Origin of the sequence: Streptomyces sp. NPDC056486, from assembly GCF_042795295.1 — a bacterium.
GTDB lineage: Bacteria > Actinomycetota > Actinomycetes > Streptomycetales > Streptomycetaceae > Streptomyces.
Genome location: NZ_JBHTSF010000002.1, coordinates 261,174 through 279,424 on the forward strand (window position 1 = coordinate 261,174; position 18,251 = coordinate 279,424).

The 18,251-nt window shown below is 69.5% G+C and carries 13 protein-coding genes; 2 read left to right on the plus strand and 11 right to left on the minus strand.

Translation table 11 applies throughout. The features are described from left to right. Nucleotides 1-42 precede the first annotated feature (42 nt). The 11 genes from ACFQ7F_RS02375 to ACFQ7F_RS02425 all read right to left on the minus strand — a co-directional run bounded on the left by ACFQ7F_RS02375 (nt 43) and on the right by ACFQ7F_RS02425 (nt 13,373). Nucleotides 43-1,461 (minus strand): DUF6177 family protein, encoded by a 1,419-nt coding sequence (locus ACFQ7F_RS02375; RefSeq protein WP_383264797.1) that lies wholly within the window; start codon nt 1,459-1,461, stop codon nt 43-45. Continuing rightward, nucleotides 1,458-5,480, minus strand: a complete 4,023-nt coding sequence (eccCa, locus tag ACFQ7F_RS02380; RefSeq protein WP_383264799.1) for a type VII secretion protein EccCa — start codon at nt 5,478-5,480, stop codon at nt 1,458-1,460. The genes ACFQ7F_RS02375 and eccCa overlap by 4 nt, the downstream gene beginning before the upstream one ends. Next, the gene (locus tag ACFQ7F_RS02385; protein WP_383264802.1) at nt 5,477-6,622 is read right to left on the minus strand and encodes a hypothetical protein; all 1,146 of its coding nucleotides are present in this window, start codon (nt 6,620-6,622) and stop codon (nt 5,477-5,479) included. Before ACFQ7F_RS02385 ends, eccCa begins: the two co-directional genes overlap by 4 nt. 11 nt (nt 6,623-6,633) lie before the next feature. Continuing rightward, nucleotides 6,634-7,998, minus strand: a complete 1,365-nt coding sequence (gene eccD / locus ACFQ7F_RS02390) for a type VII secretion integral membrane protein EccD (RefSeq protein WP_383264804.1) — start codon at nt 7,996-7,998, stop codon at nt 6,634-6,636. A gap of 31 nt (nt 7,999-8,029) precedes the next feature. Next, nucleotides 8,030-8,323, minus strand: a complete 294-nt coding sequence (locus ACFQ7F_RS02395; RefSeq protein ID WP_383264806.1) for a hypothetical protein — start codon at nt 8,321-8,323, stop codon at nt 8,030-8,032. Nucleotides 8,324-8,401: 78 nt separating this feature from the next. Next, nucleotides 8,402-9,421, minus strand: a complete 1,020-nt coding sequence (locus ACFQ7F_RS02400) for a hypothetical protein (protein WP_383264807.1) — start codon at nt 9,419-9,421, stop codon at nt 8,402-8,404. Continuing rightward, entirely contained in the window at nt 9,418-11,865 is a 2,448-nt protein-coding gene (locus tag ACFQ7F_RS02405; RefSeq protein ID WP_383264810.1) for a hypothetical protein, read from the minus strand. The genes ACFQ7F_RS02400 and ACFQ7F_RS02405 overlap by 4 nt, the downstream gene beginning before the upstream one ends. After that, the gene (locus ACFQ7F_RS02410; protein ID WP_383264812.1) at nt 11,862-12,254 is read right to left on the minus strand and encodes a DUF6507 family protein; all 393 of its coding nucleotides are present in this window, start codon (nt 12,252-12,254) and stop codon (nt 11,862-11,864) included. Before ACFQ7F_RS02410 ends, ACFQ7F_RS02405 begins: the two co-directional genes overlap by 4 nt. An 84-nt stretch (nt 12,255-12,338) precedes the next feature. Next, entirely contained in the window at nt 12,339-12,650 is a 312-nt protein-coding gene (locus ACFQ7F_RS02415; RefSeq protein WP_135335255.1) for a pore-forming ESAT-6 family protein, read from the minus strand. 58 nt (nt 12,651-12,708) lie between these two features. Continuing rightward, the gene (locus ACFQ7F_RS02420) at nt 12,709-13,038 is read right to left on the minus strand and encodes a hypothetical protein (RefSeq protein ID WP_383264814.1); all 330 of its coding nucleotides are present in this window, start codon (nt 13,036-13,038) and stop codon (nt 12,709-12,711) included. A 191-nt stretch (nt 13,039-13,229) separates the two neighbouring features. Then, nucleotides 13,230-13,373: a hypothetical protein gene (locus tag ACFQ7F_RS02425; RefSeq protein ID WP_383264817.1), complete on the minus strand. Its 144-nt coding sequence runs from the start codon at nt 13,371-13,373 to the stop codon at nt 13,230-13,232. Nucleotides 13,374-13,905: 532 nt separating this feature from the next. Between ACFQ7F_RS02425 and ACFQ7F_RS02430 the strand changes: the two genes are divergently transcribed. Further along, nucleotides 13,906-18,087: a hypothetical protein gene (locus ACFQ7F_RS02430; RefSeq protein WP_383264819.1), complete on the plus strand. Its 4,182-nt coding sequence runs from the start codon at nt 13,906-13,908 to the stop codon at nt 18,085-18,087. Next, nucleotides 18,071-18,251: transposase (locus ACFQ7F_RS02435; protein WP_383264822.1), on the plus strand; the 181-nt coding region annotated here is incomplete at its 3' end. The genes ACFQ7F_RS02430 and ACFQ7F_RS02435, both read left to right, overlap by 17 nt.

Consider the following 18,251-nt stretch of genomic DNA (forward strand, 5'->3'; position numbering starts at 1 on the left):
CCTGTGGAGTTCGGTGCAGATGTGACCCGGCTGGTAGGGCTTCTATGCCTTCTTGAGGTGGGTGGTGAGCTTGTCGAGTGTGGTCCAGGCTTTGGCGTCGGTGCCGTCACCCAGGGGGTAGTGGAGCGCGGGGCGGCTGGTGGTGCCGAGCTGGGTGGGGCGGAGGTTGAGGGGTGGGCGGCGGGCGTGGGTGAGGCCGATGTCGCGTACCTCGGAGGGGCCCAGGGTGAAGGCGGTGGGGATGGGCGGGGCTTCGAACTGCGGGGGGATGGTCAGGTCTCGGCGGGCGCGGCGTATGGAGGTGAGCATGGTGGTGAGTCCGTGCTCGTTGAGGAGGGTCTCTGCGAGGGCCTCGATGGTGTCCAGGGGTGGGGCTTGGCTCTCGTCGTAGCCGAGGGCGAGGGTGGTGTCCTGGGCGATGCCGGTTTTGGTGCGGGTGATGCGGAGGGTGGCGATGGCTGGGTGGTCGGGGTGGCCGACGGCGAGGACGTGGGTGGGGTCGGGGGCGCGGTCTTGGGCCAGTTCGGTCAACTGGCGGGTTGACCAGGGGAGGTTGATGGGTTCGGCGGGCCCCCAGCCGGTGGGCGGGGTTCCGGCGAGGCGGTGCCAGGCAGTCTCGAGGGGGCGGCCGAGGACGAGGTCTGCTTCGGCATCGTGGTGGGTGCGGAAGGAGACGATGAGCTGGCGCTCGGTGCCGGTTCCGGGCTGGGCGAAGGGTGCGGCCACGGTGGCCTGGCCGTCGGCGGTGAGGGCAGGGGCGAAGGTGCCGTCCTGCCAGCGCAGGATGGCACCGGAGAGGCCGTCGTAGTAGCCGCAGTCGGGGTGCTGGATGACCCAGCGGTTGGGGGCGCCGGTCAGGGCCGTGCGCAAGGGCAGGCTGAGGCGGGCGTGGTGTGGGGTGACGATGTGCAGGGCGCGGCCGGATGTGGTGGTCGCGCGCAGGATGTCGGAGAGCCAGGCGGTCAGCGGGATGACGGGGCGGTCGGCGATGACGACGGCGGTGGAGTCGGTGAGTACGTCGACTGCGGGCAGGGTGCCGTCGGGTGCGGGGTGTGCGGTGACGGCTTCGTCTGCGTCGTCGGGGGTGGGGATGACCTGGGTGGTGGCCGCGGAGGGAGGCCAGGTGGTGCCGCCGAGGAGCGTGGCGAGGCGACCGCAGAGAGAACCCGCGAGGGGTTCGGCTTCGGGGATGGCTGTGGAGGCGCGGGCCTCGGTCCACCAGAACGGGGCCTCGGGGGCGAGGGCTCCGGGGCCGAGGAGGCGCTGGGCCTCGCCGGGAAGGTGGACCAGGAGCGGGGCTTCGACGGAGACGAGGGGGCGGCCTGCGGGGGTGCGGAGCTGGATGACCGCGCCGTCGTGAGCCGTTCCGATCTCAAGGTCGGGGCCGCCTGCGTACAGGCCTGCCAGGAGAGCCCAGGTGTCGGGCATGGTGGGGGTGAGGGCGATGACGTCCTTGGTCACGGGTGTGGTGTCTCTTCCGGGGCTTCGGCGTCTTCGCTGTTATGGGCGAGGGCGGTCTGGATGAGTTGGTGTCGGCGGCCCCGGCGGATGAGGGTGCCGCGGCCTGGGGGTTGGGTGGAGGCGTAGAGGCCGGGGAAGAGCTGGCCTTCGGTGCGGTCGCCGGTCATGAGGAGGGCGGTGGTGCCGGTTTCGCGCAGGGTGGTGAGGAAGGGCTCGTACAGGGCGCGGGATGATCCGGCGACGCGGCGGGTGACGATGAAGTGCAGGCCGATGTCCTGGGCGGAGGAGATGTAGGGCAGGAAGGGTGTCAGGGGTTGTTGGCCTGCGGTGGTGAGGATGTCGTAGTCGTCGACGAGGATGACGATGCGGGGTCCGGTGAAGGCGGGTCCGTCGGTGATGGTGTCGGGGTCGGCGGTCTCCGGCAGGCGCTTTTCCAGTTCGCCCGCGATGCCGGTGGCCAGGGCGGTGGCGAGTTTGGCGTTGTGGGCGTAGCCGCCGCGGTAGGGCTCGGGGACGACACCGCGCAGGCCGCGGCGCGGGTCGAAGACGCCGAAGACCAGGTTCTCGTCGCTGTGGCGGTCGATGAGCTGGCCGGTGATGAGCTTGAGCAGGTTGGTCTTGCCGCACTCGTTGTCGCCCAGGATCAGCAGGTGCTGGTCGGGTCCGGTCAGGTCCAGGAAGGCGGGGGCGAGGTTGTCCTGGTCGACGCCGAGCGGGATGCGCGAGGGCTCGGCAGCGGTCGAGGGCAGCTTGGTGGCGGGCAGGGCGGTGGGCAACACCCGGACGGGGGCGGCGAGTTCGCCGTGCCAGCTGGCGCGCAGCGTGCGTCCGGCGCGTTCCAGGGCGGGGCCCAGGTCGCCGGTGGAGGGCTGGCCGTCGATGCGGGGCAGGGCGGTGTGGGCGAAGAGTTTGGCGTCGGTCAGGATCCGGCCCGGGGTGTCCGCGCTCAGCGTCTCGGAGAGTTTGCGGTCGACACTCGAATCGGAGGGGTCGTTCAAGCGCAGCTCGACGCGGGAGCCGAACATGGACTGGGTGGCGATGCGCACGTCGTTCCAGCGCAGCATGCCCGCCACGACATGGATGCCGTAGCCGCTGCCGCGTTTGAGGAGGTCGGCGACGGTGTCGTCCAGCTCGGCGAACTCGTCGCGCAGCGCGCCGAATCCGTCGATGAGCAGCACGATGTCGGTCGAGCCCAGTTCGGTCAGCTTGCCTCGGGCGCGCAGGTGGCGCAGCTGGTCGACGGAGTCGATGCCGTGTTCGCGGAAGAGTTCTTCGCGCAGGGCGAGTTGGGCGCGTACCTCGGCGACGGTGCGGGCGGCGCGCTCGTGGTCGGCGCGGCCGGCGATGCCGCCCACGTGCGGCAGCCCGGACAGAGCGGTCAGGCCGCCGCCGACCAGGTCCAGGCCGTAGACGGCGGCCTGGTACGGGGTGTGGGTCAGGGCCAGGGAGAGGGCGAGGGTGCGCAGCAGGGTGGTCTTGCCGGACTGCGGGCCGCCGATGACGGCGGCATGCCCGCCGGCCACGGTCAGGTCCAGGATCCAGGGTTTTTGCCACTGCCGGGCCGGGTCGTCCAGGACGCCCAGGGGCACGCGCATCGCCTCGCCCCGCTGGGCCAGATGCAGGCCGCGCTCGGAGGCCTGTACGGGTCCGGCGGCGGCATCGAGGGTGATCGCGGCGGGCAGCGGCGGCAGCCAGATGCGGCGCACAGGAGGGGCAGCGGTGCACAGCTGGTCGACCATGGCGGTCAGGACGGTCGGGCCGGTCTCCCGCTCCCGCATCGCGGGTTCGTCCGGCGTGCCGGTGGTGGGGTCCTGGCCGGTGTTGAAGGTGGGGTAGGGCCAGGCCAGGGGTTCATCTTTGGCTTTGTTGTGGAGGGTGGGGCCGCGGTGGGCGCCGGAGACGTAGCCCGCCTTGAAGCGTTCGTAGGTGGAGGTGTCGACCTTGAGGTAGCCGAAGCCCGGCAGCGGCGGCAGCTGGAAGGCATCCACGGTGTCCAGGACGGTGCGTGATTCGTCGGCGGAGAAGGTGCGCAGGCCCAGGCGGTAGGAGAGGTAGGTCTCCAGACCCTTGAGCTTGCCGGATTCGATGCGCTGGCTGGAGAGCAGCAGATGCACGCCGATCGAGCGGCCGATGCGCCCGATGGAGAGGAACAGGTCGATGAAGTCGGGTTTGGCGGTGAGGAGTTCGCCGAATTCGTCGATGACGACGAACAGGTGCGGCAGCGCTTCGAGGTCGGGCTGCTTTTCGCGCAGGGCGGCGTAGTGGCCGATGTCGGCGATGTTCCCGGCGTCCTTGAGGACCTGCTGGCGGCGTTTGACCTCGCCGGCCAGGCTGGTGTGGACGCGCTCGACCAGCCCGGCCTGGTTCTCCAGGTTGGTGATGACCCCGGCGACGTGCGGGAGCTGGGTGAAGGGGGCGAAGGTGGCGCCGCCCTTGTAGTCGACCAGGACCAGCGCCAGGTCCTCGGGGGAGTGGGTGGCGGCAAGGGCCAGGACCAGGGTGCGCAGCAGTTCGCTCTTGCCGGATCCGGTCGCGCCGACGCACAGACCGTGCGGGCCCATGCCCAGCTCGGAGGACTCCTTGAGGTCCAACAGCACAGGTTCGTGGTGGTCGTTGAGGCCGATGGGCACCCGCAGGAAGTCACGCTCGCCGCGCGGCGCCCACAGCTTGTCGAGGTCGAGCGCGGCCGGGTCCTCGATGCCCAGGAGGGTAGGGAAGTCGACAGGGCCGGAGACGGGGGTGCCCTCGGCGGCGGACTCGGCGGAAAGGCGCAGCGGGGCCAGCAGGCGGGCCAGCCCTTCCGCACCCGCGACGCTCAGCTCATCCGATGTCCCCTCTGCGGCCCGGAGATGGGGGACGCGCAGATCCTCGACGGCGATCTGGTCGGCGTCGACGGTGATCCGCACGCTCACCTCATCCGGCTCGTGCACCTGCTGCTCCAGCAGGTGCAGCACCGTCACACCCATTTCGGCCAGGCCGACCGCCGCGTCGGGACGCGGAAGCTCGACGGCGTTCTCCCCGTACTCATCGCTGATCACCACGAGCCGGTCGGTGAGCTTCAGTGCGTCCTTGCCGGAAAGACCGCGCCGTACCTCCGCCGCGTACGACGCGCGTCGCCGCAGGTCCGGGCCGAGCAGCCGGGCCAGCTGGGAAAGATCCGGTGCGATACGCCTTGCGGCTACTGGTGCATCTCCCGCTGCCTCGCCCGCCTGGTCATCCAGGGCGTGCGGCAGCCACTTCGCCCACTCCCACTCGGGAAGCTGGTCACCGGGCACCCCGAGGGCGATCGCCACATCGTCCGGCGCGTGTGTGACGGCGGCCTGGGTCAACAGAGTGCGGGCAACGCGCAGCACTCCCTCGCGGTCCCCGACGATGCTGACGTTCCCGACCCGGTCCAGCGGCACCGTTAGCGGACAGTCCGCCGTCACGGCGTACCGGGCCTGCAGGGCGCGGGCTTCATTGAGCATGAATGGATCCGGCGGCGTCAGTACACCCCCGGCAGTGTTCTGCCCGATCCCCAGCTCCTGCACAGGTACGTCCCCGGTGCCCACCCGCACGCGCAGGAAATCCGCATCCGCACGCCGCCGCTCCCACAACCGCGCCGGATCGCGCACCAGGTCGTACAACGCCAACGGCGCCGGAGACAGCAGCCGGGCCATCGCCCGGCGCTCCTGCTCGACAGCCGCCAACTCCTCGCGCTGCTCCTCCAGATACTCCAGGTACCGCTCACGCTGCGCGCGCCGGGTGCGCTGGGCCTTGCCCCGCTGGGAGAGGAACAAGGCGACCGCGCCCAGGAGCGCGAACACCAGCACTACGGCGCCGATCCCCGCGAACTGGCTGTTACGGATCACGGTCATCATCACCACCGACCCCATCACCCCGGCCATCGGAAGGAGCGCAGTCGCCGCACTGCCCATCTTGCCCTCGGGCAGATTCGGCGGCGGCTCGATGGTCCGCGGCTCGGCCGGGGCCAGAGGACGAGTGGAGCGGGCGGGGCGGTGGACAAGGTGCTGAGTCATCGCACTCTCACAGCTCTCTGTATCGCCTCGGCGGCCAACCGGACCGCGGCATCGCGGGAACTCTGGCCGAGCATGGCGGTGTGGATGGGGCCGCCCTGGGCCAGATGACGGTCATAGGGCAGGGCCACCACACCCACCCCGGTCTCCCGCAGATGCGCCGTGGCCGCCTTCAGATCAAGCGTCATATCGGGCGAGTTCGCCGTCAGCGCCACCACCGTGGTCGCCAGCGCGGAGTGCGGCAGTTGGGCCAGCCAGTCCAGCACGACGCGGGTTCCGTTGACCCCCTCGGCGGTCATCGGGGCGACCACCACGCGGGCGTGAGCGGTGTCCATCGCGGTCCGCGCCACCTCGCCCGGCAGCGACTCGCAGTCCACCACCGTCACCGCGAAATACCGGCGCAGCGCCAGAGTCACCGTCCGGTAGGTGCGTACATCCAGCGGGGCACCGACCCGCCCCTGACCGGCGGGCAACAGCCACCCGCCATCGGCCACCGGCACCAGATAGCCGGTGATGTCGGTGAGCTGCATGGAGGGGGAGAGGATCTCTGCCAAGTCGGCGCACGCCCAGCGCACCGACTCCGCACCCATCCGTACGGGCAGGGTGCCCAGTGCGGTGTCGGCCTCGAGCGCGAGTACCGGATCGTGCCGGTAGTGCTGAAAGGTACGTCCGAGCAGCGCGGAGACGGTGGACTTGCCCACCCCGCCCCGTATAGAGGTGACAGCGACGACCCGGCCCGTGGTGACCGGCTGCTGGATGTCACGCGCCAACCGCGTCTGTTCGGCGACCTCTTGCCCGGCAGAGGCCGCGAGTTTACGCAGAGTTCGTCCCGTCCGCCGCGCCGCCGAATCGCCGTGCTGCGGGGCGCCCAGAGCACGCGCGAGACGTGGATCGACAGTCGGCACGGACTCCGGCGCCGGTACAGAGACACGGGGATCTTGGACACCGCGGGGCACAGGCACCGAATCCTGCGCCGCAGGGGTGGGCCGCTCCTGTCGCTGCGACCGTGCTGGTGCTGGTGGCTGAGGAGCTGACCGGGGGTGCCCGAGAGATTCGGAAGCAGCAAGACGCAGTGCGGCAGTGGACTCCGCGGAAGCCGTTCCCAGCTCCCGCAGCACATCTCGCTGCCAGTCCCCTTCAACCATGGCCGCCATCCCTACGCGAAGGTGTCGAGCAGACGCCCGTACACGCCGAACACCCCGATCGTCAGGGGCAACAGAGCAATCACCCCCACCGACTCCATCACATCCCCGGCCCGCCGCAGCCGCACCCGCACATGCTCAGCGGGCTGCACCACCAAGATCATGAGGGGGACGGCCGTGAACGCCACGAGCAGAGCCAGCGGCCCCACTGCACCGGACTGTTCCACCCACACCCATACAAGCCGTACGGCGACGACCGCCGAGGCCGTCAGCAACGCGACTACCTCTGCAGTCAGCGGAAAGGCACGCGCCCGCAACGCCAGCACCACCGCGACGGCCCCCGCGAGCAGCACCGTCCACACAGACCCGACGCGCAACACCAACACCCCCGCGACCGCAGCGGAAACACCCGACACGACCGTGGCGATCGCAAGCCCACGATGCGTGGCCGCCAGAGCGGAAGACACCTGATAGCGGCTCACCGACACCCCACCGGAGCGCCGGTCGTCCAATCCCGACAACCCGGATGCCATCATCGCAAGGCGCGGCAGCAGACCCAGCGCCACCACCGACACGACCGTCAGCAATGCCGCCGCATGAGCCGTCTCGGCCTCCGTGCCGCCGCCCGACTGCAGGGCGAGTGCCACCTCCCAGCACGCGACGCACCCGGCCAGCGCCGCAGCGCCCACCAGCCCGCCCCGCCCCAGTGGCGAGAACCACCCCGACAGAGTCAACGCCACGACCAGGGCACCGGCGACACCCGCCAGCCGCAGGGTGCCGGGCCAGGCATACGCATCGCCGAGCGACCAGGCGCCGAACACACCCAGAGCACCGGTTACGACGATCAATGTGGCGGCCAGACTCGTCCGCCGGGCACGTCCGGACAAGGCCCCGCCGAGAGCCGCAAGGACAGCGGTGGCCAGCAGCGCAGTACCCACGCGCGACGCGTCGAACTCGCCTCGCGCCAACACCCCGGCCACGACGGCCCATCCAACCGTGGCCGCGCCCGCCACCACCTGCCGAGCCGCAGGCCGCCACCGCCACGCCCGCACATCCAAGTCATCGGCAGCCTCATCGGTGACGTCATGTACCACCGGTGCCGACGGAGCATCCTCCACCCGAACCAGCCGCAGCACCGCACCGTCCGGCACACCGGCCGACTCCAGCGTGCCGTCCTGCGCCAGTACCGAACCATCCGCCGTCACCAGATGCCGCAGCATCGGCTGCGCGTCCACACGATCGTCCAACAGCCGCAAGATGTCCGGCAGAAGCCGCCCGATCGGCTCCTGAGACGGCAGGACGAGGTCTACCCGCCGTCCCTCGCCGACGAGTGTGACCCGGCTGAGCGCTGTACGACTCGGACCACTTGTGCGGCTCATGGGTCCCGCAGGTATCACGCGTTCGAACCAATCATCGAGAGGAGGAAGGTAGAGGAGAAGGGGTGACCACTGGTGCCGAAGGCGAAGAGGACGGAACTGACGATCCGTACGGGCTCTTGCCGATAAGACGGTGGGAGATGAACGACCAGCCCACACACCCGGCACACAAGACCGCCGCGATCACAACCCCGGCGAAAACCTTCCCCAACCGCTCATCCGCTGAACGCCGCTGCCGCTGCGCCCCGAACAACAGGGCATCCCGCAGCCGCCGACGTCGAACAGACACCGACTCCAGCAACTGACTGTCGTAATCCTGGGCTGCCACAGCTTCTTTCTACCGCTCCGAGACCTTGTGTTTCTTGCGTCCGAGAGTCACCGACTCGGCTACGAGACGCGTCGTTCGCTACTCGCGTCCTGAGAGCTCCTGAAGATCCTCCAACGACGCCGCCGTCTTTGACGAACCAGGCACGATGGAACCCGCTCGCGAGTCGCCAACCCATGACGTCAGGTTTTCCAGAGCTTGAGACGGAGACAGCCCGCCCATCTTTGACGCACTCAGTTTCTTGAGCCATACCGCTGCAGCGTCGAGTGCCACATCACCTGCCGGTGTGCGAGGTTCGTAGCCTGCTGCATCCTCGCGGTCGGCGCCCCAGACGTAGCCGATGACGCCCTCGCCGATCGCTACTTCCAGGAACTCGACCGGTGCATCAGTCTCGGCTTCGAATTGCGGTGCATCCGAGGAAAGTTGCGCCCGGAGCCTCTCAGTTCGATTTGGGATCTCGAACATGTACCAGGAGTCCAACAGGTCGGGATCATCATCCGGTAGATCTTCGAATCCGACCTCTGTAGGAATACCAAAAGACGTGGCATCCCCTGGTGAAATGTCTGCTTCGGTAAGGCGGGAGATCCCTGCGAGAGCACGGCTGAGTCGCGGGGCGTTCTCTGCTTGAACTTCCGTCTGTTTGTAGCCTCGCAGGCTGTGGGACATCCATGCATCGGAGAACGTGCGGAGCGTAACCGTTCCCGCACCGTTGCTCCATGTGTCGACTGAGAGCATGAAGAGCTTTTCAACCCGGTGAGGCACCCCCTGGCGCAGGCACACCCCCGGCGCGAAGAGATCAATCGTCGTCACGCCGATGTGCGCCGCTCTGCCGCCCTCAGAGCGTAGAAGTTGGAGTAGTTCAGCATAGGCTCGCGAGTCCTGGTCGGGCACGCTGACCCTCTTCACGCTGAACAGGGTTACGCCGCCTCCCTCTTCTGTGGCGAAGATATCGACCGACGCATCGCCAGCGGCGATACCCTCGTCTCGGAGGACCTTCCATGCACCGAGCGCGACCGCCACGCCTCGGGCTGCGGGATGCTCGTCGTGGGGCTGGGACTTGGTCTCCCAGGACCAACTGCCAACGGGAATCGTCGTAATCACAGCACACCTCGCGGGTCAACCTTGGAGCCCGGCGGAATCACGATCGTTCCGTCGTCGAGCCGGAGCACAAATAGGATGCCACGCCCCTTCTCGCTCTTGATGGGGTGCTCGCCGCGGTGTATCTGCAAGAGCTCATCGGGGATGCCTCTGGCCTCCCAGTCGGCGATCTTCCCCTGTCCGTCTACGAGCATGACCTTGGTGTCGGCGCCGACCGACTTGGACAACTGCCCAAGGTTGTCCGGCTTCGCGATTGATTCGAGAGGATTCTTGGGATTGTCCAAACGTTTCATCTGATAGCCGTAGCTATGCCCCGCGTCATCAACCACTCTGACGTCAATGTCCGCCTTGATCGCCTGGTTTTTGACCTCGAATTCGATTTCGCGCAAACCGCTCTCAAGGAACTGATTGCCGAGCCGAATCTGATCGATGGCGCGCAGGTCTTGACCCTTGATTCCGGACCCCAGCATGGACACTACATCCCTGAATCCGTTCTTCTGTGACAGTTTTCCAGAGGTGATAATGTCCGCGATTTCCCGCCCATCTGGATACTGTCCGAGCCTGGTAACGATTTTTTCCAATACCTTAGGCTTGATGTTGTTCTTGGGTATGCCTCGCATGCTCTCGCGGAGCTTACGCTCGGCCTCACCACCACGTTCCATGGGTCCTGAAGGGCCGTTGTCGGGCGCCTCGCCCGGTCCGTGGCCACCCGTCTCCGTTCCAGGCCCAGTGCGTGCATCCAAGTCACTGCCCGCGTGTTCGGGAGTCTCATGAGACGTTCCGTCGGCGTGAGCTCCTTGGCCCTCACCAGCATGCATGGCGCCGGTTCCGCCCTGGCGCGCAGGGGGATCATTGTGCGGTGATCCGGCAGGCGTGTCGTGACCAGTTGTGCCGCTGCGGCCCAGGTCGCCAGCACTGCCACCCGGCACGTGGCTGTCGGCCCTCTGAGAGGCATCACGGGCCGTGCCACCAGGCAGGTCGTCCCCAGCTCGGCCGACGGCTCCAGCCGCCCCCTCTCCGGCGCGGGCACCAGCCATCGCCGGCTCACGAACTGGATCGCGCGGGGCGGGCGTGTCGGCCTGCTCGCCGACGCGCTCGGGGGTCGCACTTTGGATCTTGACCTGCTCAACGTGCTGGACGAGCACCTTGTGGTTCTCGTCGAGGAGTGCGCCCTCACGGGTGAGGTAGCGGGTCTCGCCCTTGTCCGTGACGTACTTGAGGGTGTTGTCCGGGAGGATCTCGACGCGGTCGGGGATCTTCACGACCGTGCCGTCTGGCTGGAGTCTGCCCTGTCCGGACAGGATGTCGTTGTACGTGCCGGTATTGAGGTTCTTCAGGCTGCCGAAGAGGTCTCCGACCTTGACGGCGCCGAGCTTGCCGGCCTTGCCGAGGTAGGTGATGGGATCGACCAGGCGACCGGCCTTGCCCGCGACCGAGATGGCCTTCGCGGCGGCACCACTCTTGGCGGCTGCGCCCGCACCCCCGGTCGCCACGGTGGTGATGACGTTGAAGGAGACCGCCCCGGCGGCACGTGCGGGGTTCTTGCCCCACTGGTCGTAGGCGATCAGGGCCTTGCCCGTCTCGGTGACCGCTGTGCGGGAATCGCGCAGCCAGGAGGGCAGTTTGTCCTTGGGTGCCATCCAGTAGGCGGCTCCGGCGGGGCTGAGGGTGATGGCCAGCCCGGTGGCCAGCTTGGCCAGCCCCGTCCAGGCCTGCCCTGCGGCGGCCCAGCCGTCCGTGCCGACCAGGGTGCCAAGGCCCTTGATCGTGCCGACGACGCCGTCGATGATGAAGCCGTCCCACACGAAGCTCTTGATGTTGTGACCGACGGCCGCCCAGCCGGTGTACTCCCGGTCGACAGGTGCACCCCAGGGCGTCGACTCGGCGTGGTTGAGGTCCTCGGCCTTGTAGCCGTATGTACCGCAGCTGCTCTCGCCGTCGCCGGCCTTGAGCTGGATGCCGCCGACCAGGGCGGTGATCTTGTTGTGGCAGGCGCGTTCGGCCGCCCAGAACGCGTCCATGGTGGTGTTCACGTCATGCCACAGGTCGTTGTTGTGCTGGACCTTGTCCTTGTCCTCGCGCCAGTCCTCGTCGCCCGCGACGTCGTTGCAGTAGAAGCTGCTGGCCTCGGACTGCAGGCTCTTGAGCCTGGCGGCCAGCGGACGTACCTCGTCCCCGTAGGCGGTGAGCGCCTGCGACACCTTCTCCAGGTCGTCGGCGAACGCGTCCGTCTTGGTGGCCACCGGCGCGGTGGTGGCGAACAGCTCCTCCGCCTCCGGGGCCTGGTAGAAGGCGGACAGCCCCTGGAAGTTGGAGTGGACCAGCGCGCCATCGACGCGGAACAGGATCGCTTCCGCGGTCAGGGTCGCCGAATCCAGTTCCAGCTGTTCCAGGTTCCCGGTGAACTGCGGGATCCCCGCGGAGTCGATGAGCTTGGCATCGCTCACTTCCCACCGCCCTGTCCGGTGCCCGCGCCGGGCATGTCGATCTTGGGTTCCTTCAGTGCGGCGGCCTGGGCGTCAGCGGCCATGTCCAGGTCGCCCTTGATGTACGCGGTGGTTGCCTCGCCCGCGCCGTTCAGCGAACCCCCGGCGCGCTTGGCGATATAGGTCAAGTCCTTCTGCCACTGGGTGAAGAACACGCCCAGCGCGGCTGCCACCGGCCCTTGCGTGCCGTCACCTTCGCGCCCACCCTCGACCGCAGTCCCCGCAGACTTCGCCGCGCTCGGCAGGGTCTCCTGCATCTGCCCGCCGACGCTGGCAAGCCCTTCGGCGGCCGTGCCCGCCTTCTCCAGAACGCCGCTCACTCCCGCGGGATCAATGTCCCAAGCCGTCACAACAAGCCCCCTTCATCCCCGATCCCCGTCACCCGCACCGCTGTACATGGCCGGGCTCCTCAGTGCCCCTCCGGAGGCGCCCAGTCAGCCGATGTTGTCGACGGCGGCGCGCGCCCGCGCGAGCGTCGACTGTGCGGTGCCGTCGTTCTGCTCCAGCGTGGTGCGCACGAGGCGGATGATTTCCCGTACCTCGTTGGCCGCCTTGTTCCAGCGGACTTCCTTGCCGTGGTAGTCGTCGGAGACGCCGTCGGCCTGGTAGTCGGCCATCGCGGCCTTCACCGCGCGGTCGCGGTCGCCGAGCACGCGCTCCAGCTGGCCGATGATGATCTGCAGGCCGCCCTGTACGTCGGACGAGGCGCCGGTGTCGTAGGAGCGGCGGTCCTGGGTTCCAGCCATGGCGAAGTTCCCCCTGTGTGCGAAGTGTTGGGTGTGCGAGCTGGTCGGCTCAGCGGGCTCAGGCGGAGAAGCGGGCGCCGTCGAAGTTGGCCGCGCCCATGTTCTGGTGGGCGTTGTCGGACTGCTCCTGGTCACCGGAGCCGAATGCGGTGTCCATGCCTGCCTGGCCGCCCAGGATCGAGGACAGTGTCCCGTTCAGATCCGAAGTGATCTCGTCCGCACGCAACTTGAACGAGTCGAAGGTCGCCTTGCCCGCGCCGTTGAACTTGCCCTCCAGCGGCTCGGCCGCCTGGACAAGGAGGCTGATCAGCGTCCCGAGATCGTCGCTGGACCCCACGGTGCTCTTCCCCAGCACCGCGAGCGTCGTGTCTCCCATGTCGAACTTCATGAGTCCACCCCCGTGTATCCCCAATTGCGTGGTGCGCCGCGGGCGGTTCCGCCGTCACGGCAAACGCACACGTCACTCACGCCCCGTAGTGTATCGAACATCCTGTCCCATACGACGTTGCAGGCACAACGTAGTTCGGGGTGAGATGGCGTGATCTGTGCCATGAGGTGCGCCACTGCGGAGGCCCGTCGCTACAGGGCAGTGATGTTCTGTGGCCGCAGTTGGGCCGGCAGGAGTCCTATGCCGCCGTAGAAGTGCGAGGCTGGCGAAGCGCTGTCACGAAAGGTGCACTCGATGGGCGGTGGCGAGGAGGGGGCGCCGGTCGCGATTGCCATGGCCGAAACTGCATGCACGGCCTGAGGGTGCGAGCGGCATACCGGTGCTCTCACCTCCTCGGCTCGGTCTGCTTGCTGCCTGCCCGCAGATCAGTTGGTAAGCGGCGGCTTGTCGCTTCGTCGTGGATGCGGGTTAGCAGAGGGCTGCGAGGCGATGGCCCTGCACGAGATGGGTAATTCGGGGGTAGGTGTCACGCGAAGTCGGCACCGTCGTGCAGGTACCGGGGTGCTCTCTCCGGGAGTGCTTGCAAAGCGGCTACGAGCCTGTGCTGCAGGCGCTCCCGCAGTGCGGCTACAGCCGCAACCTCTCGAGCTGGCGGACGAGGCGAGCCGGTCCGATGGCAGGATCGGCGGTGAGCAATTGGAGGCGAGCATCGATGGCTGCGTCCATCTCGCCGAGGTGGAGGTGGACGCGTACCAGTGTGACGATCGGTGTTGCGCGCTTGTGAGCGGGCAGAGCCGGTCGGGGGAGCTCGCGTTCAATGCTGGGGCTACGGCGGTCATGTCAGTACCGACTGGCACGATCGGGGGCATGACCAGCCGCACCGACACTCCCGTCCCGCTCCCGGCGAACCACCGCATCTCCGAGACCTACGCCGACTGGGCGCGCACCCGTGAGCCGGGCGTCGAGCCCACCGCGCGCGCCGTGCTCGACGAGGCCGACCGGAAGCGGGGGCGAGCTTGGGAGAAGCCCGGCCGGTTCGTGGACGATATGGAGAGTCTGGCCCGTGGTCTGCCGACGGCCCATCTGCCCTGGTTCTGGGACACCATCGGCCACTGGCTGTTGGAGACGCACCGCCGCTCGGCCGCCCGCGCTTACGGCCAGGCGCGCGTCGCCGAACGCGACCACCAGCTGCACGTCGACCCCGACTGGCGGCGGGCGAATGTGCTGCTGTTCGCCCGGTTCGGCGCCCTGCCCGCCACCGAACTCAGTGGTCACCGCACCTGGCTGGCCGGAATCCTCGAACCCGGCGACGCACACCGCGAGTTCGCCCGCCTGCTGGTCACCTGGGCGGCGTCGCCCGGCGAGCTCCCCGCCGACCTGGCTCGCCGGGTCCGCGACTCGGCCCGCGCCGCCGGCCTCGGCACCGAGGAGGAAGCCCGGGTGCTGGGCGGGCTGCTGGCCGCAGCCCGAGGTAAGGCCGTACCCGACCGGCTGCTCGACGCCGCCGCCGGACCGCTCACCGCGCACCCACCGACGGACGATCAGGCCACCGGGCTGCTTGACCTGTTCCCCGAGTCCAAGAACAACGCGGCCGCCTGGCTGCGGCTGCTCATCCGCTGCGGCGCCGCGGACGCCGCAGCGGCCGGCCGGATCGCCCCCGCGGGCGGCCTCGGCGACTGGCTGCGCCGCTACGCCGCCGGCTACTCGCACCGCCGTGTCGCCGGCGGCGGGGTGACCAGCCAGCCCATGCCGACCGAACTCCTCGACCTGGTAGGCCGGTTCGGGCCGCTGCTGCGGTCGGCCGGCACCCCGGTCCGGCTGCACGAGGACCGCTACCGGTGGCAGCACCTGGACGCGGATCTGCTCGACCTCTGCCTCGCCGAGGGCGTCCCGGTCGAGGACCCTGGCGCCGCCATCCCCCTGCGGTTCTGGGACGAGTGCTCGCAGCGGGACCTCAAGGCGCTCGCCGCCGACCCGGTGTTTGGGTCCCGTCTGGAGGGCACCGTGCACGCCGGGCCCCGATCAGGCCTCGGTGCCGCCGCCGAGCCCCGCACCGGCACCGCCATCAGTCGACTCCCACACAACCCGGGCGTTGCCGCCGAGGTGCACGCCCGGATCGAGAAGCTGCTCGACGCCCTGCGCGGCGGTGGCCTCGCCGCCGCCGACGAAGCCGTCGACGAACTGCGCGACCTCCTCGACCGGCCCACCGCCATCGCCCTGGAGGGCATCGAGGAAGCCCTCGATGCCCTCCACCTCACCGGCCCGCTGGCCCGCACCCTGCGCGCCGGCCTGCCCGAGGAACTGGGCTGGCCCGCACTGGAGCAGGCCCTTGCCGAGTTTCGTGCGGACGAGACCGTGCACGTCACCTGCACCTGGCCGGTGCTCGCCGTGTACGGGGAAGCGCGTGCCATCGCGGTCGACCACGTAGGCCGGCGCGGCGATCACACCCTGGAGCTGCCCGACGCTTCCCGTTCTCACACCGTGCACTGGGTAGGCGGGCGGTTCCTCGTCGCGTGGGAGGAGGCCGAGGACGACCGGCGGCCCCGAAGCGCCTATTGGTCCGACCGGCCCGGCGAGATCTTCGAACCGGAGGAGACGTATGGACTGGCCCCCTACGGCGGCAGCATCCAGGGCGGTCTCGGCTATCAGTTCGAAACCCCTGACGGCGGCGGGCGTTTCGACGGCGAACGCGTCCTGCGCGCCGGTGGCCACGAGGGCATCGGCCACCGCGACTACCAGATGAACGACGGCCACGCCCTCTGGAGCTCCGAGGTATTCGGCGACCGCAGGAATGGCTGGGCCCGCTTCGACCCGGACACAGGCACCCCCACCGACGACCGCACCCTGCCCGCATTCCACCGCCCCGCCGATACCCCGCCCGGAACCGAGCTCTTCACCGACCACCGGATCCTCGCCGCGCTGCCGCCAGGCGCCCCGCCCTCTCCGCTGGGCCAGGGCGGGCGACTCACCGGCTGCCGGGTCCACTACCGCACGCCGTATGACGGACCCTCGCCCCGTGAATTCGTGCTGGAAACCATCGACGGCCGCAGCGCCTCCTACCGCAGCCGCAGCTGGGGCCGCCGCCCCTGGGGCATCCTCGCCCTGCCGCTCGGCGGTGAGGACGCCGTCGTGACCGGCGAGATCACCATCCGGAGTCACGCCGCCGAGGACAACTCCCTGCTCTGGCAGGTTCGGGGCTTTCCTGGCAGCCGTGACCGCTCCCCGGGACGCGCCACCCTCGGCGAACAGGCCGGGCCGATGCCGCCGCCCGCCTATTGGCACTTCCTCATCCCCCGCGACGAGGCATCCTCCAAAGCCCTACGGACCGTTACCGACACCGACCTGCGACAGCTATTGCACCCCGGCTCCGGGAGCGGCAACGACGCGCCCCACCCCCTGCCCGGCGTGATCGACCTGCGGATCCGGGCCGGCGTCGACCGCGCCGCCCGGCTCGCCGCCGACGTACTGCGCCGCCGCTGCGAACTGTCCCACCGGGTCGCCATCATGCGGTCCGGGCCGGTCGTCGACCTGCCCGACCCGGCACCCGACACCCGTCTCACCCCTGCCCTGCGCGGCCTGCTGCCCGAACTGCGGCCCTTCGAGGCGCATCCGCCGCAGCCGCAGCCCGCGCTCCTCACAGCGGTCGCTGCCGACAGCCGGTACCTGCGCGGCGAGATCGAGGACGAGGTCCGGGTGCTCGCCCTGCCTGCCGTCCCACCCGAGTGGGCGGTGCTGACCGGCCGGATCGACGCAGTTGCCTGGCGCGCTGCCACCGCCGCCACCCCCGACAAGGAGCGGCAGGCTCTCACCGCCCTGCTCGGCGTGTGGAGCCGACAACCGTTCGCCGAGGCCGACAGCGCCTGGCGGACCGGCCGCGCCCCCGAGCAGCGGATCGCCGAACTCCGCGCGGGCGGCGCCCTGATTGCCTCCGGCCGGGTCCGCAGCGGCCGCGCCCCCTTCCTCCACCGCGCCGCCGACCCGGCGCCCGCCGACGCCGAGGAGTGCGAGACCCACACCATCACCGGGGACGACACCACCCGGCTGCCCCGCCTGCTGGCCCTGCTCGCCGAGCACGGACCGCTGCCGGTGCCCGAGGAGGCAGTGGACCTTTTCCGCTGGCGCACCGGAGTGCCGCGCCCGATCGCCGCCCTGGTCCTCGACGGGTTCCCCGGCAGAGACGACTACAACGAGCACCGCAAGCTGCTCCGCACCAAGCCGTACAAGGCGGACCAGGACACCGTCTGGGCGTACCAAGAGTTTCAGGGGCGGCTTGGCGCGGTCGGTCGGCGCACCGTGCTCGCGGCAGCCCTGCCCACGGACCCGGCCGAACTGTGGACACCCGGCGGTATGACCTCCGCCGCGGACCGGATGGCCGCCGCATGGGCCGGACTCCTTGGTACCGGCCCGTACATCGACGACGGCAGCCACGCCGCCGCCCTCACCGCAGACCGCGGCCTTCCCAAGACCTGGGCCACTGCCCTACTCACCGGCCACGTCCCGGAGTCCCTGGACGCTGGCGGGATGCGAGCCGCCGCAACCGCCGCCACTTGGGCGCTCACCGAACGCCCGGTCGGCGACCCGGCCACGGCAGGCGCCCGCGCCCTCATCGACCGGCTCACGGACGCCCCCGCCGATCTCCTCACCGCCCTGCACCGACTGGCGGACCGGTCTGCCGTCACTCCGGTCCCGCCGGGCCAGTACGAGGCCAACCCGCTGTTCAGCGTCCCGGCCCTGGTGGAAAAGGCCGCAGCGGCCCTCGGCGTAGGCCGCGACGCGGCGGCCCTCTACCTCCAACTGCACGCCCTCGACCACCCGGCCGACCGCACCATCCGCCGCTGGAACGCCTGGACCCTCGACCACCACCGCGCCGTCCGCAAAGAGCTCACTGCCTCGAAGGCCCCGCGCCCCGCGCCGCCCACCCCGGCGGACGGCGCCGCAGCGGTCGCCATCCCGATCCCCATTCACGAACGGTTCGCCCGAGCCTGGCACCTAGGTCGTGTCTTCAATGTAGTTGCGCGGGATGATGGGCCTTGTGAGCCGACGCTATGAACTGACCGGTGAGGAATGGGAGTTGTTACGTCCGTTCCTTCCTGCATCTTCGTTCGGTCGTCCGCGGGTGGATGACCGAACGATGTTGAACGGGATCGTGTGGAAGATCCGTGCGGGTGCCGCCTGGCGGGATGTGCCCGCCCGGTACGGGCCGTGGCAGTCGC

What these genes read in the sequence shown, in the direction of transcription:
- eccCa (WP_383264799.1), bottom strand. Translation starts at nt 5,480, where the DNA reads ATGACTCAGCACCTTGTCCACCGCCCCGCCCGCTCCACTCGTCCTCTG.
- ACFQ7F_RS02385 (WP_383264802.1), bottom strand. Translation starts at nt 6,622, where the DNA reads ATGGTTGAAGGGGACTGGCAGCGAGATGTGCTGCGGGAGCTGGGAACG.
- eccD (WP_383264804.1), bottom strand. Translation starts at nt 7,998, where the DNA reads ATGAGCCGCACAAGTGGTCCGAGTCGTACAGCGCTCAGCCGGGTCACA.
- ACFQ7F_RS02415 (WP_135335255.1), bottom strand. Translation starts at nt 12,650, where the DNA reads ATGGCTGGAACCCAGGACCGCCGCTCCTACGACACCGGCGCCTCGTCC.
- ACFQ7F_RS02420 (WP_383264814.1), bottom strand. Translation starts at nt 13,038, where the DNA reads ATGAAGTTCGACATGGGAGACACGACGCTCGCGGTGCTGGGGAAGAGC.
- ACFQ7F_RS02425 (WP_383264817.1), bottom strand. Translation starts at nt 13,373, where the DNA reads ATGGCAATCGCGACCGGCGCCCCCTCCTCGCCACCGCCCATCGAGTGC.
- ACFQ7F_RS02430 (WP_383264819.1), top strand. Translation starts at nt 13,906, where the DNA reads ATGACCAGCCGCACCGACACTCCCGTCCCGCTCCCGGCGAACCACCGC.